Annotated in this window: 12 protein-coding genes; 7 read left to right on the forward strand and 5 right to left on the reverse strand. The window is 73.1% G+C overall.

What is annotated here, in order from left to right; all coding sequences use genetic code 11:
- The first annotated feature begins 79 nt into the window (after nucleotides 1-79).
- Nucleotides 80-1,861 (forward strand): glycoside hydrolase family 3 protein, encoded by a 1,782-nt coding sequence (locus ASG94_RS14355; RefSeq protein WP_082624191.1) that lies wholly within the window; start codon nucleotides 80-82, stop codon nucleotides 1,859-1,861.
- On the opposite strand, the gene ASG94_RS14360 is transcribed toward ASG94_RS14355, so the two are convergent.
- On the reverse strand, nucleotides 1,858-3,063 hold the full coding sequence (locus ASG94_RS14360) for a class I SAM-dependent methyltransferase (RefSeq protein WP_056927095.1): 1,206 nt from the start codon (nucleotides 3,061-3,063) through the stop codon (nucleotides 1,858-1,860). The two genes, ASG94_RS14355 and ASG94_RS14360, sit on opposite strands and share 4 nt — an antisense overlap.
- Before the next feature lie 62 nt (nucleotides 3,064-3,125).
- Here ASG94_RS14360 and ASG94_RS14365 point away from each other — a divergent pair, with 62 nt between their 5' ends.
- The 3 genes from ASG94_RS14365 (at nucleotide 3,126) to groL (ending at nucleotide 6,334) form a co-directional block, all read left to right on the forward strand.
- Nucleotides 3,126-4,136: a hypothetical protein gene (locus ASG94_RS14365; RefSeq protein ID WP_056927096.1), complete on the forward strand. Its 1,011-nt coding sequence runs from the start codon at nucleotides 3,126-3,128 to the stop codon at nucleotides 4,134-4,136.
- Between the two features lie 187 nt (nucleotides 4,137-4,323).
- On the forward strand, nucleotides 4,324-4,617 hold the full coding sequence (gene groES, locus ASG94_RS14370; protein WP_056887203.1) for a co-chaperone GroES: 294 nt from the start codon (nucleotides 4,324-4,326) through the stop codon (nucleotides 4,615-4,617).
- A gap of 94 nt (nucleotides 4,618-4,711) precedes the next feature.
- Entirely contained in the window at nucleotides 4,712-6,334 is a 1,623-nt protein-coding gene (gene groL, locus ASG94_RS14375) for a chaperonin GroEL (RefSeq protein WP_056927097.1), read from the forward strand.
- A gap of 107 nt (nucleotides 6,335-6,441) precedes the next feature.
- Here groL and ASG94_RS14380 read toward each other — a convergent pair whose 3' ends face one another.
- Nucleotides 6,442-8,040, reverse strand: a complete 1,599-nt coding sequence (locus ASG94_RS14380) for a hypothetical protein (RefSeq protein ID WP_056927098.1) — start codon at nucleotides 8,038-8,040, stop codon at nucleotides 6,442-6,444.
- 160 nt (nucleotides 8,041-8,200) lie between these two features.
- Between ASG94_RS14380 and ASG94_RS14385 the strand changes: the two genes are divergently transcribed.
- Nucleotides 8,201-9,091 (forward strand): GNAT family N-acetyltransferase, encoded by an 891-nt coding sequence (locus ASG94_RS14385; RefSeq protein WP_056927099.1) that lies wholly within the window; start codon nucleotides 8,201-8,203, stop codon nucleotides 9,089-9,091.
- Between the two features lie 19 nt (nucleotides 9,092-9,110).
- Entirely contained in the window at nucleotides 9,111-10,613 is a 1,503-nt protein-coding gene (gene guaB, locus ASG94_RS14390) for an IMP dehydrogenase (protein ID WP_056927100.1), read from the forward strand.
- A gap of 10 nt (nucleotides 10,614-10,623) precedes the next feature.
- Here the strand turns inward: guaB and ASG94_RS22565 are convergent, their stop codons facing one another.
- The 3 genes from ASG94_RS22565 to ASG94_RS14405 form a co-directional block, all read right to left on the reverse strand.
- Nucleotides 10,624-11,472 carry a MerR family transcriptional regulator gene (locus ASG94_RS22565; protein ID WP_056927101.1) on the reverse strand — a complete coding sequence of 283 codons (849 nt, stop codon included), beginning with the start codon at nucleotides 11,470-11,472 and terminating at the stop codon, nucleotides 10,624-10,626.
- Nucleotides 11,473-11,546: 74 nt separating this feature from the next.
- On the reverse strand, nucleotides 11,547-12,188 hold the full coding sequence (locus ASG94_RS14400; protein ID WP_056927102.1) for a fasciclin domain-containing protein: 642 nt from the start codon (nucleotides 12,186-12,188) through the stop codon (nucleotides 11,547-11,549).
- Nucleotides 12,189-12,265: 77 nt separating this feature from the next.
- Nucleotides 12,266-12,748, reverse strand: coding sequence for a GNAT family N-acetyltransferase (locus ASG94_RS14405; RefSeq protein WP_056927103.1), 483 nt, complete (start codon nucleotides 12,746-12,748; stop codon nucleotides 12,266-12,268).
- Nucleotides 12,749-12,828: 80 nt separating this feature from the next.
- Here ASG94_RS14405 and ASG94_RS14410 point away from each other — a divergent pair, with 80 nt between their 5' ends.
- On the forward strand, nucleotides 12,829-13,938 hold the full coding sequence (locus tag ASG94_RS14410) for a GuaB3 family IMP dehydrogenase-related protein (protein WP_056927104.1): 1,110 nt from the start codon (nucleotides 12,829-12,831) through the stop codon (nucleotides 13,936-13,938).
- Nucleotides 13,939-14,022: the final 84 nt, after the last annotated feature.

Raw genomic sequence — 14,022 nt, forward strand, 5'->3', positions numbered from 1 at the left:
CGCGAGGCGCTCGGCTGATGCAGCGCAAGGAGCTCGGCTGAGATTGGGGGCGCGGCGTCCCGGCTGGGAGACTGTCGGGATGCTGCGCCGCGTCGTACCTGTCCTGCTCGCGCTGGGGCTGACCGCCTCCGCGTGCAGCGGCGACCCCGCGTCCGAGCCGGCGGCGGCTCCCTCGGCGGAGCCCACGGCGGCGGAGACCACCCCGCCCACGCCGGCCGAGCGCCTCGGCCTGGTCGAGGGCTGGGGTCCCACGCAGGCCGAGCTCGAGCGGGCGGCCCGGCTGGTCGGACGGATGTCGCTGCCCGAACTCGCCGGCCAGGTGATCGTGGCGGAGTGGCGCGGGACGACGGCGCCTGTGGCGATGGTGCGCCAGCTCCACCTCGGCGGGGTGATCGCCTTCTCCGACAACGTCGCCTCCACCGGGCAGATCCGCTCGGTCAACGCGACCCTGGAACGCGCCGTACGACGCCCGTGGCCGCTGTTCGTCTCCGTCGACCAGGAGGGCGGCATCGTCGAGCGGGTCAAGGGCGACGCCACCCGCTTCCCGACCTTCATGTCCGCCGGGGCCGCGGGGGACCCGCAGGTGACCACGGCGGCCTACCGCGCCAGCGCCGCGGAGCTGCGGGGCCTCGGCTTCGACGCGGTGTTCGCCCCGGACGCCGACGTCACCTCCGGGCCGGCGGACCCCACCATCGGCTCGCGCTCGGCGGGCTCGGCCCCCGGGACGGTCGGCACCCAGGTGGAGGCCGCGGTCGAGGGGATCGAGCAGGCCGCGGTGGTGCCGGTGCTCAAGCACTTCCCGGGCCACGGGTCGGTGCCGCAGGACAGCCACCTCACGCTCCCGGTGCAGGACCGCAGCAGGAAGCAGCTCGCCGCCGTCGACCTCGCCCCCTTCGCGACCGCCGTCGAGGCGGGCGTCCCCGCCGTGATGGTCGGGCACATCGACGTCCGCGCGATCGACCCCGGGGTGCCGTCATCGATGTCGCGCCGGATGGTGACCGGCGTGCTGCGCGAGCAGCTCGGCTTCGACGGGGTGGCGATCACCGACTCGCTGTCGATGGCGGGCGTCCAGCAGCAGTACGACGCCGCGCGCTCGGCCGTGCAGGGCCTGCGCGCCGGCAACGACGTGCTGCTGATGCCGCCCTCGCCGGCCGCCGCCCGGGCCGGGATCGTGCGGGCCGTGCGCTCCGGGTCACTGCCCCGCCGCCGGCTCGAGCAGGCAGCGGCGCGGATGGTCGCGCTGCTCCTGCACTCCGAGGGCACACCCGCCCAGCGGCGGGGTCGGCCCGCCGGCTCCGGGCGGGCGGCCTCGCGCGCGCTCAGCGCCGCCGCGATCACGAGTGTCGCCGGGGAGTGCCGCGGGCGCCTCGTCGGCGACGTCGTGACGCCCGTCGGGGACCCGGTGGCCGTGGCCAACTTCGCCGGCGCCGCCCGGGCGGCCGGCCTCGACGTCCTCACCCGCCGGGCCGCCCCGGCGTCCCTGACGACCGCGGAGCCTCCGCCCCGGCGGAAGAAGAAGGAGAAGGTCCAGGCCTTCGAGCGCCGCCGCGCCGCGTGGAAGACGCGCGAGCGTCGCCGGGTGGCGGCCCTGGAGCGGTGGAACGACGCCGAGGACGCGCGCCTCGCCGCCGGCACGAGCATCGGCTTCACGGGCTTCCAGGACACGACGTACGACGGTGAGGTCGCCGTCGCGACCGACACGCCGTACGTCCTGGGCCGGGTCTCCGCCCCCGTGCGCCTTGCGACGTACGGCGACACCCCGGGCGCCATGTCCGCGCTCGTCGACGTCCTGCTCGGACGGGCCTCGGCCCCCGGCCGGCTGCCGGTCGCCGTGGCCGGGGTCGAGCGCCGCGGCTGCTAGACGGGCTCGACCAGCAGGGCGGTCCCGGAGCCGGCGACCCGGGTCATGACCAGGGTGCCCTCGTTGTCGCCGGAGAGCGCGAGGCGCTTGCGCAGCAGCTCGGGCACCACGTCGACGCCGCGCTTCTTGATGGCCAGGCGGCCGATCCGGCGCTCGCGCAGGGCGGCCCGGAGCGGCTTCTCCCGGTAGGGCAGCTCCTCGAGCACCCGGTAGGAGCGGGCGAAGGGGGAGTGGAACGCCTCGTCGGAGGTGACGTAGGCGATGTGCTCGTCGACCAGGCCGCCCCCGACCCCGGCGGCCACGGCGGTGACCAACCCGGCCCGGATGACGGCTCCGTCGGGCTCGTAGAGGAACGCGCCGACGTCGCGCACCGGGCGCGGCCGACCGGCGTACGGGTCGTCCTCGTCGGTGAGGGTGGCGAGCCCGCCCGCCGCGTGTCCTGAGCCCGTCGAAGGGATCACGGTGGCCCGACGACGGACGGTGGCCAGCACCGGCGACCACAGCGCCGCCTCCTTGACCTCGCCGGCGTCACTGACCCACTCGGCCTCGATGCCGTCGGGCAGCATCGCGTGGGGGATGCCGGGCGCGACCTTGACCACGGCGGTGCCGGTCAGGAGCTCGAGCACGAACGGCCACGGCGGGGTCCACCCCTCCGCGTCGAAGACCCGGCCCCGCGCCCCCCGACGTGCGGGGTCGGCGAAGACGGCCCCGAAGCCCGAGACGTCCAGGGTGGTGGCGTCGGCGACCTGGACGGCGCCGGGCAGCCCGAGGGCGTCGAGGTTGGCCTGCGCGAGGGCGACACGCACCGGGTCGAGGTCCACCCCGGCCGCGGTCAGGCCGGCGCGGGCGAAGGCCAGCAGGTCGCCGCCGATGCCGCAGCCGAGGTCGAGGACACTGTCCGGTCGGGCCGCCGCGAGCCGGGCCGCCCGGTGCTCGGCGACCCGGAAGCGGGTCGCCTGCTCGAGCGCGTCCGGGGTGAAGAACATGCGGGGGGCCAGGTCCCCGAACTTCGCGACCGCCCGGGCCCGCAGCTGCACCTGGGTGGTGGCCGCGGCGGCACGGGCGGGGTCGGGCTCGAGGCGGCGCACCGCCGTGGTGGCGCGGACCGGGTCACCGCCATGATCGACCCATGCGTGGGTCGCCTCCTCCAGCAGCCGCCGGCCGGCATCGGTCTGGAGCCAGGCCAGCGTCTCGAGGTCCACGCCAGCATCTTGTCAGGCGGTTCCGTGTCGCTCCGGCCCCCCGACGTGGCAAGTTCTCCTCCGTGCGCAAGCTGCTGCTGGTCCTCGTGCCCGTCCTGCTCATCGCCGCCCTCGCCGGCGGCGGCATCTGGCTGTCCCAGAAGGAGGAGCCGCCCACCGCGGGCGGCACCCTCGTGGACGAGGCTGCCGACGGCCTGTTGGTGGGCAGGAGCACCGACGTCCGCGTGCCCTGGGGCCGGCTGCAGGTCACCGTGACCGAGCCGCTGGACGGCATCGAGACCGACGACCAGACGGCGAGCGGGTCCTTCCTCGGCGTCCAGGTCGAGCTGCGGGCCACCGACGACACCGTCCCGGTGGACCGGCTCCCCGACGCCTCGCTCGAGGACCCGGTCTTCGGCGTCACCGCCGACGGTGAGGAGTGGGAGCTCCCCGCGCTCACGGGCTGGGTGGACGGCGTCGCGATCGTGCCCGGTGCCCGCCGCCAGTACGTCGCGCTGCCCGCCGGCGCCGAGGAGGTCGCGGTGACCATGACCTACGACGGGGTCACCCAGACCATCGACGCAACCACGGCCGACGTCACCACCGGCGACGCGGCGCCGCTCTACGACGCGTCCTTCGCCAGCCCCGGGGCGCCCTGCGGGGACCAGCTCTGGAGCACCGGCGCCGCCGCGGTCGAGGGGGCCGTGTCGGGCTGCTTCGTGCGGTCGTCGGTTAGCCACGCGTACGTCGCCGGGCTGGGCTGGGCGCCGGAGGGCTCGCGGTGGCTGGTCGTCACCGTCGTCCCGGGTGCGCCGAGCGCCTTCGAGAAGCGGCGCGGCACCTACCAGGTCTCGGACGCCGAGACGTCGTACGCCCTCGGCTTCACCGAGCCCGTCGAGGTGTACGCCGCCAACGACCTGCTGCCGGACACGGTGGAGCCCGACCTGCTCGACCCGCAGGTCGTGGTCTTCGAGGTGCCGCAGGACCGGGGGACCGGCCAGATGGACATCCGCACGGGCCTGACGGGCGAGCTCCAGGGCCGGGGAGGGACGCGGACCGCCCGCGCACTCGTCGTGCAGGGGGCCTTCGTCTGAGGGCTGCCGCTAGCACTCGCTCGGGGGGAGTGCTAGCGTCTGACTTGGCACTCTCACCCTGAGGGTGCCAGTGCTTGCGACGACGTACGACCCCCGCGACGGCGTGCGGCAGAGCAAGCCCCAACGTACGAGAGCAATCGCTCTCGAGCCCGTCTCGACCAACGTGGAAAGTGGAGGTTGATCCGAAGTGTCGGTCAACATCAAGCCCCTCGAGGACCGCATCGTCGTCCAGCCGCTCGACGCCGAGCAGACCACGGCCTCCGGCCTGGTCATCCCGGACACCGCCAAGGAGAAGCCCCAGGAGGGCGAGGTCCTGGCCATCGGCCCCGGCCGCATCGACGACAACGGCAACCGCGTCCCGCTCGACGTCGCCGTGGGCGACAAGGTCATCTACAGCAAGTACGGCGGCACCGAGGTCAAGTACGCCGGCGCCGAGTACCTGATCCTCTCCGCCCGCGACGTCCTCGCCGTCGTTTCCTGATCTCCGATAGTCCGTGACGATCGGACCCTCCGGCGAGGCTGCCCCGGGTCCGAACGTCACGGACTATCTCCCTTTTTCCGCAAGGAGCACTTGAATGCCCAAGATCCTGGAGTTCGACGAGAACGCCCGCCGCGCCCTCGAGCGTGGCGTCGACGCCCTCGCCAACGCCGTCAAGGTGACGCTCGGCCCCAAGGGCCGCTACGTCGTCCTCGACAAGAAGTGGGGCGCCCCGACCATCACCAACGACGGCGTGACCGTCGCGCGTGAGATCGAGCTGGACGACCCGTTCGAGAACCTCGGTGCCCAGCTCACCAAGGAGGTCGCGACCAAGACCAACGACGTCGCCGGTGACGGCACGACGACCGCGACCGTGCTCGCCCAGGCGATGGTCCACGAGGGCCTGCGCGCGGTGGCCGCCGGTGCCAACCCGATGGGTCTCAAGCGGGGCATGGACGCCGCCGCCGAGGCGGTCGGCGACGCGCTGCGCGAGGCTGCTCGCGAGGTCGAGTCCAAGGAGGACATGGCGTCGGTCGCGACGATCTCCAGCCGTGACAGCCACATCGGCGAGCTGCTCGCCGAGGCCTTCGACAAGGTCGGCAAGGACGGCGTGATCACGGTCGAGGAGTCCAACACCATGGGCACCGAGCTCGAGTTCACCGAGGGCATGCAGTTCGACAAGGGCTACCTGTCGGCCTACTTCGTCACCGACCCCGAGCGCATGGAGGCCGTCCTCGACGACGCCTACATCCTGCTGCACCAGGGCAAGATCTCCTCGATCTCCGAGCTGCTGCCGCTGCTGGAGAAGGTCATCGCCGCGGGCAAGCCGCTCTTCATCCTCGCCGAGGACGTCGAGGGCGAGGCGCTCTCGACCCTGGTGGTCAACAAGATCCGCGGCACGTTCAACGCCGTCGCGGTCAAGAGCCCCGCCTTCGGTGACCGCCGCAAGGCGATGATGCAGGACATCGCGGTGCTCACCGGCGGCCAGGTCGTCGCCCCCGAGGTCGGGCTCAAGCTCGACCAGGTCGGTCTCGAGGTGCTGGGCCAGGCCCGTCGCGTCGTCATCACCAAGGACGACACCACGATCATCGAGGGTGCCGGCGACGCCGGTGCCGTCGAGGGCCGCGTCAACCAGATCAAGGCCGAGATCGAGAACAGCGACTCCGACTGGGACCGCGAGAAGCTGCAGGAGCGCCTGGCCAAGCTGGCCGGCGGCGTCTGCGTCATCAAGGTCGGCGCCGCCACCGAGGTGGAGCTCAAGGAGAAGAAGCACCGCATCGAGGACGCCGTGTCCGCGACGCGTGCCGCGATCGAGGAGGGCATCGTCCCCGGTGGTGGCTCCGCGCTGATCCACGCCGTGTCGGTCCTCTCCGACGACCTCGGCCTCACCGGTGACGAGGCGGTCGGCGTGCGCATCGTGCGCAAGTCCGCCGACGAGCCGCTGCGCTGGATCGCCGAGAACGGCGGCGTCAACGGCTACGTCGTGACCACCAAGGTCCGCGAGCTCGGCGTCGGCAACGGCTACAACGCCGCCACCGAGGAGTACGGCGACCTGGTCGCCCAGGGCGTCCTGGACCCGGTCAAGGTCACCCGCTCCGCGCTGGTCAACGCCACCTCGATCGCGGGCATGCTGCTCACGACCGAGACGCTGATCGTCGAGAAGCCCGAGGACGAGGAGCCCGCCGCCGCGGGCGGCCACGGCCACGGCCACGGTCACTGACCCACAGCACCACCACGAAGGCCGTCGTCTCCCTCGGGAGGCGGCGGCCTTCGCGCGTCACTGGCCCTCAGTCGCGCAGCGGGGCCCTCAGTCGCGGAGCGGGGCCCTCAGTCGCGGAGCGAGGCGAGCCCCTCGCGCCACGGCTCGGTGCACCGGCTGTCGAGGACCGGGCGCTCCAGGGTCTTGAGGTGGTAGACGCGGTACTCGTCGCACACGGTGGCGACGTACTGGTAGCGCTCGAGCAGCTCCTCGCCGATCCGCTCGGTCCCGGTCTCGGACCAGGTGTCGAGGGCGGTGAACTCCACGAACCACGTGGGCGCGGCCGGTCCGGTGAGCAGGTCGCGCAGCTCGACGAGGTCGGGGTCCAGGGTGCGCATCGGCAGGGACCACAGGTGCGGGTACGGCGAGCGCAGGCCGCTGGCCCACTGGATGTCGGCCCGGCCGCCGTAGACGACCAGGGTGTCGCCCGGACGTGCGGCCCGGCCGATGGCCTCGCCGGCGTAGTACTCGACGGGGCGGTAGCGCTCCTCGGTGCTGTCCCACCAGCGCCACAGGGAGTCGAGGCTGCTCAGCACGACGAGGACCACGAGGGCCTGGGTGACCCCCGTGGTGACGCGGGACCAGACGCGGAAGCGGTGCGGCAGGCGCTCGAGGGACAGCACCAGTGCGGTGGCCAGGGCCACCGGCGGCACGAGGACCACGAGGTACGTCGTCCAGTAGCTGCCGCTCTGCACCACTGCGACGACGTCGACCGCCAGCATCGTGGTGACCGCGGCGGTGGGCGCGGGCATCCGTCGCGCCAGGCGGGGCAGGTTCAGCAGGAACCACGCCGCGAGGAGCGCCATCCCGGTCTCCACGGCGAGCTCGCGCAGCACGACGGCCCGCTGGTCGATGGTCTCGCTGGGCTGCGCGGCCAGCACCGCGTCCGCGTCGGGGCGGAAGCCGACCACGGCGTACCACAGCGTGGCGAGGTCGACGCCCGCGACGAGCGCCCACACCACGGTGACCACCACCGGGATCGCGGCTCCGAGCGCCGCGGCCGCGCCGAGCCGGGCGTGGGTCCGCCACTGCGAGCGGTCGGCCACGGCGCTGCCCACGAGCAGCACCCCGCCGAAGACCAGGCCGCCGACGATGCTCTGCTTGAGCCCGACGGCGAGCACGGCGACCAGCCCCGAGGCGAGGGCGAGGTACGTCGCCCGGGGCGTGGTGCGGCGCTCGAGGGCGAGGAGCGCCAGCCAGCACGCAGCCGCCACGAGCGGGATGCCCAGGTGCTCGCCCTTGGTCGAGACGACGTCGATGCCGGCGTTGGAGACCAGTCCGGCCGCCGCCACCGCGGTCCAGGCCGCCACCCGGTCGGCGCGGTCGGTGGGCAGTCCCGCGGCGTACGACGCGAGGTGACGCGCCGCGGCAGCCACCACGAGCACGAAGCCGAAGATCCCGACGGCACCGACGACCCGGAGGGCGTAGGGGCCGCCGAGCCAGTCGGTGAGCCGGATGAGCGCGATGACCTCGGGAGGACGGTCCACGAAGTAGGGCCCGTAGAGGCTGTCCGGCGTGGGGGCCCAGGTGCGGGCCACGAGCAGGAAGCCGGCCTCGTCGGGACGCAACGGCCACATCGCGGAGGGGAACCGCGCGAGCACCGCCGCCAGCGCCGCGACCCAGACGGTCAGGCGGGCGACGGGCCACGGGCGGGATCCAGGGGTCACGGTGCGCCCATTGTGGAGGACCGGCCGCGGCCGCGGTCCCACCGGCACGGGTGTGGACGGTCGCCCACGGGGATTTTCCTCGCCGAAACACGCAGGCACCCGACGCGCAACACGGGTCACGCAGTCTGGTCCCCGGACGACGAGAACGAGGGGGACGACCATGTTGTGGAGAGTGCGGTTGACGCTGCCCGACCGACCGGGTGCGCTGGCGACGCTGGCGAGCGAGTGCGGGACCGCGGGGGTCAACATCCTGGGACTGCAGGTCTTCCCGGGGATCGACTCGGTGACCGACGAGCTGGTGCTCGAGGTGCCGGAGGGCTGGGACGTCGACGACATCGCGTCACTGGTCGAGCGGGCCGGGGCCCGAGCGGTGGTGTCGCACCCGTGCACGGAGGCGGCCCTGGTCGACCAGCCGGCGCGGTACGTCGCGGCGGCCCGGACGATCCTGGCCCAGCCCGCGCGCTTCCCCGAGGTGGTGGCCCAGCTCTTCGACGCGGAGGCCGAGCCGGGCGGGGCCGGCGACGACCACGACTCGATGGAGATGACAGTGAACGACGTCTCGGTCCAGGTGCACCGGCGGGCGCCGTTCACCGCGACGGAGCACGCACGCGGCGTCGGCCTCGCCGAGCTGGTCAGCGACGTGCTGGCCCGCAGCCGGGACGCGATGACCGTGCCGGAGCCCGGTCGCCGCCTCGGCACCGGGGCGACGCCGGAGTTCGTCGCGTCGAGCCATGGGGTCTCGGCGATGGTGGACGGTACGACGGTCGGTCGCGCGGTGCTCGCCGAGATGGTGGCCCCGGGCTCCCGGCACCTGCACCTCGAGGTGGACCCGGCGTGGCGCCGGCGCGGCATCGGGTCGCGGCTGCTCCTGGAGGCGGCCCGGGCCGCCGCCGGGCTGGGTGACGACGAGCTGGTGCTGGTGACCAGCGCCGACAACCAGGCCGTGCTGCCGATGGTGCTCGGGTCCGGGCTGCGCGGCCGGATCCGGATGTCCGGGGACGGGCTGACGGTGCGCGTCCCGCTGCGCGACCTGGAGGGGGCGCGTGGCTGACGGCCCGTAGGATGGGGGAGTGGAGATCCCGGAGAAGTTCGCGGCCCTCGGCCTCACCTACGACGACGTCCTCCTGCTGCCGGGGGAGTCGGACCTCGCGCCCGACGAGATCGACACCACGAGTCGCCTGACCCGGGAGATCTCGCTGCGCGTCCCGCTCGTCAGTGCCGCGATGGACACCGTCACCGAGTCGCGGATGGCGATCGCCATGGCCCGCGAGGGCGGCCTCGGGGTGCTGCACCGCAACCTGTCGATCGCCGACCAGGCCTACCAGGTCGACCTCGTCAAGCGCACCCAGACCGGGATCATCTCCAACCCCGTCACCATCGGCCCCGACGCGACCCTCGAGGAGCTCGACCGCATCTGCGGGGAGTACCGCGTCTCGGGCCTGCCCGTCGTCGACGTCGACAACCACCTGCTCGGCATCATCACCAACCGCGACCTGCGCTTCACCCCGGTCGCGGAGTGGGCGACCACCAAGGTCGACGAGGTGATGACCCGCGAGGGGCTCATCACCGGGACCATCGGCATCTCCCGCGACGACGCCACGACCCTGCTGCGCCGGCACAAGCGCGAGCGGCTGCCGCTGGTCGACGAGCAGGGCCGGCTCGGGGGCCTCATCACCGTCAAGGACTTCGTCAAGGGCGAGCAGTTCCCGCACGCGTCGTACGACGCCGACGGCCGGCTGCTCGTCGGTGCCGCCATCGGCTACTTCGGCGACGCGTGGGAGCGGGCCACGACGCTGGTCGAGGCCGGCGTCGACGTCCTCGTCGCCGACACCGCCCACGGGCACGTGCACCTGCTGCTCGACATGGTCCGCCGCCTCAAGAGCGACCCGGCCACCCGGCACGTCCAGGTCATCGGCGGCAACGTGGCCACCCGCGCGGGAGCGCAGGCCTTCGTCGACGCCGGCGCCGACGCGGTGAAGGTCGGGGTCGGGCCGGGCTCCATCTGCACCACCCGCGTCGTCACCGGGGTCGGCGTCCCGCAGGTCACGGCCGTCTACGAGGCCTCGCTGGCCGCCAGGCCCGCGGGCGTGCCCGTCATCGCCGACGGCGGCATGAAGCACTCCGGCGAGATCGCCAAGGCGCTGGTCGCCGGGGCCGACGCGGTCATGCTCGGGTCGCTGCTCGCGGGCTGCGAGGAGTCGCCCGGCGAGCTGGTCTTCGTCAACGGCAAGCAGTTCAAGTCCTACCGCGGCATGGGCTCGCTCGGCGCCATGTCGAGCCGCGGCAAGAAGTCCTACTCCAAGGACCGGTACTTCCAGGCCGAGGTCACCAGCGACGACAAGATCGTCCCCGAGGGCATCGAGGGACAGGTCGCCTACCGTGGCCCGCTCGGCGCGGTCGCCCACCAGCTGATCGGCGGGCTCAACCAGTCGATGTTCTACGTCGGCGCGCGCACCGTCCCCGAGCTGCAGGAGAAGGGCCGCTTCGTGCGGATCACCTCGGCCTCGCTCAAGGAGAGCCACCCGCACGGGGTGCAGATGACCGTCGAGGCGCCCAACTACTCCGGCGCCTGAGCCTCGGGAATCAGCCGCGGTCGAGGTAGGCCACGGCGCGGTTGAAGAACGCGGCCGCCAGCACCGGGTCGGCGTCGCCGCTCGCCGGCGCCGCGGTCAGCAGCTCCACGAGCCGCGGACCGTCCGCGTCGTCGGTCGCAGCGGCGCACACCCGCGACGCGTCCCGGACGAGCCGGGGCACCATGGTCCACGTCGCCTCGAAGACCCGACGTAGTTCCGGGACACCTACCTGGCCGGGCACCTCCCACGCGGTGAGGGCGATCGGTGCCTCGACGGCGTCGCAGACCACTGCCCACTCGCGCAGCAGGGGTGAGCGCTCGCCGAGCGTGATGAGGTGCAGGTCGTCCTCGTCGTGCGCACCGGAGGGGAAGTCGGCGTACACGTGGGTCGAGCTGGCCAGCAGGGCCAGCTCGCGCCAGCGGGCGCGGGCCGGCGCGAAGTGCTGGGCCCGCTGGAAGAGCCCGAAGAGGTGGCCCTCGTGCGCCCGGACGCAGAACTCGTCCTCGATCGCGTGCGAGAGGCCGATGAGCGTGCGCTTGGTGAGGCGGTGGACCGGCAGGGAGGGGTCCTGGCGCAGGAGGTGGGCGTGCACCGAGCGCGGCCGCGGACCGGGCGAGACCTGAGCCTGGTGCTCGGCCTCGCTGCGAGTGGCGGCGATGGCGGCGTCGAGGCGCATCCCGGCGTCGCGGAGCCGGGCGACCTCGCTCACCAGTGCCGCGTCGCCCTCGGCGTAGCGCCGGTGGCCGGACTCGAGGCGCGTGGGCACTGGGAACCCGTGCCGCTCCTCCCAGATCCGCAGGGTGGAAGGTGTCACTCCGGTGCGGGAGGACAGCTCACCGATGGAGAGGTAGGTCGTCATGGGTTCCCGTCCGAGTGACGGACCGTGCCCGGGACGGGGGGACACCCCCGGGCACGGCCCGCCGGGCTGGTCGATCAGAGGTTGAGCGGGCGCAGCACGCGGTCGATGCCGTGGGCGATCTGGCGGTTGCCCTTGTTGAGGTCGAGCGCCTTCGGGATGGCCCGGGCGTCGCGGTCGTCCTTGTCCTTGTCGACCAGGACGACCTTGCCCTTCTGGAGCTTGACGCGGATGGTGGCGCCGTTGGCCATGGTGATCTTCTGCTTCTTCTTGGCGGCGGCCACGACCTTCGTCGAGCTGAGCGTCGAGCCGGCGACCACGTGGTAGAGCAGGACGGACTCGATCGTGTCGACGTCGTACGTCGCCAGGATGGCCTCGACGGTGGCCTTCTCGGACTTGGGCGCGGTCCCGGTCAGGTCCTCGACCAGCTTGCGGAACGCCGCGTCGGTCGGCGCGAACGCGGTGAGGCGCTTCTTGCCGTCGGTCAGCGCGAGCAGCGGGGTCTCCGGCTTCGCGCCGGCCACGGTCAGGACCGCGGCCTCGATGATGTCGAAGTCCTTCCAGTTCTTGTCCAGCTTCTGCCCGTCGGCGGCCAGGAGGCCGGCCAGGCTGTCGGTCCCCGCGGCGCGCTGGGCGTTGGCGGGGGCGATCGGGGCCGTGGCGAGCGCGGCGGCGACGAGGGCACCGGCAACGGGGCCGGCCAGGTGGCGCTTGAGCATCAGGGGAACCTTTCGTAGGTGGGACCTTGAACATACCTCCACAGGCTGTGGAAGTCTATGTGGATAACTGTGGAGATTTATCCGGAGTTCCCGGTTCCCGGAAGAATCTTCCGCAGGTGCACGTCGGCCTCCCCGGCACGCGGTACGTCGGGCCAGCGCGCGAGCTCGACGTACCCGTGCCGCTCGTAGAAGGCGGGCGCCTGGAAGGTGAACGACGTGACGAACACGTGCCTGCAACCCCGCCGCAGCGCCTCGGCCTCGAAGTCGGTCAGCAGGCGCGCGCCGAGCCCTGCGGCGCGGGCGTCGGCGCGCACCCAGGTCATGGCGATCCCCGCGGCCACGCCCCAGGTCCACCCGCTGATGCCGGCGGCCAGTGCTCCCTCGCCGTCGGTGATCCGCACGGTGAGCTCCTGCGCGGCGTCGATCCCCGGGGTGGCGGCGGCGTTGACGACGTCGAGCTCGTCGGAGAGCCGGGAGTCGAGCTCGACGTCGGTGCGCCCGACGGTGCTCGTCCAGGAGGGCGGGGTGGCGGGTGGCTCGGACGGGGTCCTGGGTGACATGGCGGGGATCGTGCCACGGTGGTCCGACGGTCGAGCGCCGGAAGGCGGGCGGCGGCACGGTGGCCGATAGGCTGCCCCGCGTGACTGAGATCGAGATCGGCCGAGCCAAGCGCGCCCGTCGCGCCTACTCCTTCGACGACATCGCCATCGTCCCGTCGCGGCGCACCCGCGACCCCGAGGAGATCAGCACCGCCTGGCAGATCGACGCCTACCGCTTCGACCTGCCGGTCCTGGCGGCGCCGATGGACTCGGTCATGTCGCCCGCCACCGCGATCGCCTTCGGCCGGCTCGGCGGCCTCGGCGTCCTCAACCTCGAGGGCCTCTGGACGCGGTACGACGACCCCTCCGACCTGCTCGAGGAGGTCGCGGGCCTGACCGGCAGCGACGCCACCCGCCGGATGCAGGAGATCTACGCCGAGCCGATCCGGTCCGAGCTCATCACGGCGCGCCTCAACCAGATGAGGGACGCCGGCGTCACGGTCGCCGGGTCGCTCTCGCCCCAGCGCACCAAGGAGTTCGCCAAGGCCGTGGTCGACGCGGGCGTCGACATGTTCGTCATCCGCGGCACCACGGTGAGTGCGGAGCACGTCTCCTCCCAGAGCGAGCCGCTCAACCTCAAGGAATTCATCTACGAGCTCGACGTGCCGGTCATCGTGGGCGGGTGCGCGACCCACCAGGCGGCCCTGCACCTGATGCGCACCGGAGCGGCCGGGGTCCTCGTGGGCTTCGGCGGCGGCGCCGCGCACACCACGCGCACCGTGCTGGGCATCGCCGTGCCCATGGCCTCGGCGGTCGCCGACGTCGCCGCCGCGCGCCGCGACTACCTCGACGAGTCCGGGGGTCGCTACGTCCACGTCATCGCCGACGGGTCCATCGGCCGCTCGGGCGACGTCGCCAAGGCCATCGCCTGCGGTGCCGACGCGGTGATGGTCGGCTCCCCGCTCGCGCGAGCCACCGACGCCCCGGGCCGCGGCTTCCACTGGGGCGGCGAGGCGCACCACCCCGACCTGCCGCGCGGGCAGCGCGTCGAGTTCGGACCGGTGGGCTCGATGGAGGAGATCCTCTTCGGTCCCTCCCGGGTCGCCGACGGCACGATGAACCTCATCGGTGCCCTGCGCCGCTCGATGGCCACGACCGGCTACACCGACCTCAAGGAGTTCCAGCGGGTCGAGGTCGTCGTCGGCGGCTGACGTCCACCGGGGCTTGACAAAAGCCGCCCGGATGTCAAATGCCGGGACGATGTGACCAACGGGTAGCAAGGCCCGGGGGAGCGG

Origin of the sequence: Nocardioides sp. Soil805 (assembly GCF_001429625.1) — a bacterium.
Taxonomy (GTDB): domain Bacteria; phylum Actinomycetota; class Actinomycetes; order Propionibacteriales; family Nocardioidaceae; genus Nocardioides.

Excerpts from the sequence above, each read along its gene's own strand:
- groL (WP_056927097.1), top strand. The coding sequence starts at position 4,712 with ATGCCCAAGATCCTGGAGTTCGACGAGAACGCCCGCCGCGCCCTCGAG.
- ASG94_RS22565 (WP_056927101.1), bottom strand. The coding sequence starts at position 11,472 with ATGACGACCTACCTCTCCATCGGTGAGCTGTCCTCCCGCACCGGAGTG.
- ASG94_RS14385 (WP_056927099.1), top strand. The coding sequence starts at position 8,201 with ATGTTGTGGAGAGTGCGGTTGACGCTGCCCGACCGACCGGGTGCGCTG.
- ASG94_RS14355 (WP_082624191.1), top strand. The coding sequence starts at position 80 with ATGCTGCGCCGCGTCGTACCTGTCCTGCTCGCGCTGGGGCTGACCGCC.
- ASG94_RS14405 (WP_056927103.1), bottom strand. The coding sequence starts at position 12,748 with ATGTCACCCAGGACCCCGTCCGAGCCACCCGCCACCCCGCCCTCCTGG.
- ASG94_RS14400 (WP_056927102.1), bottom strand. The coding sequence starts at position 12,188 with ATGCTCAAGCGCCACCTGGCCGGCCCCGTTGCCGGTGCCCTCGTCGCC.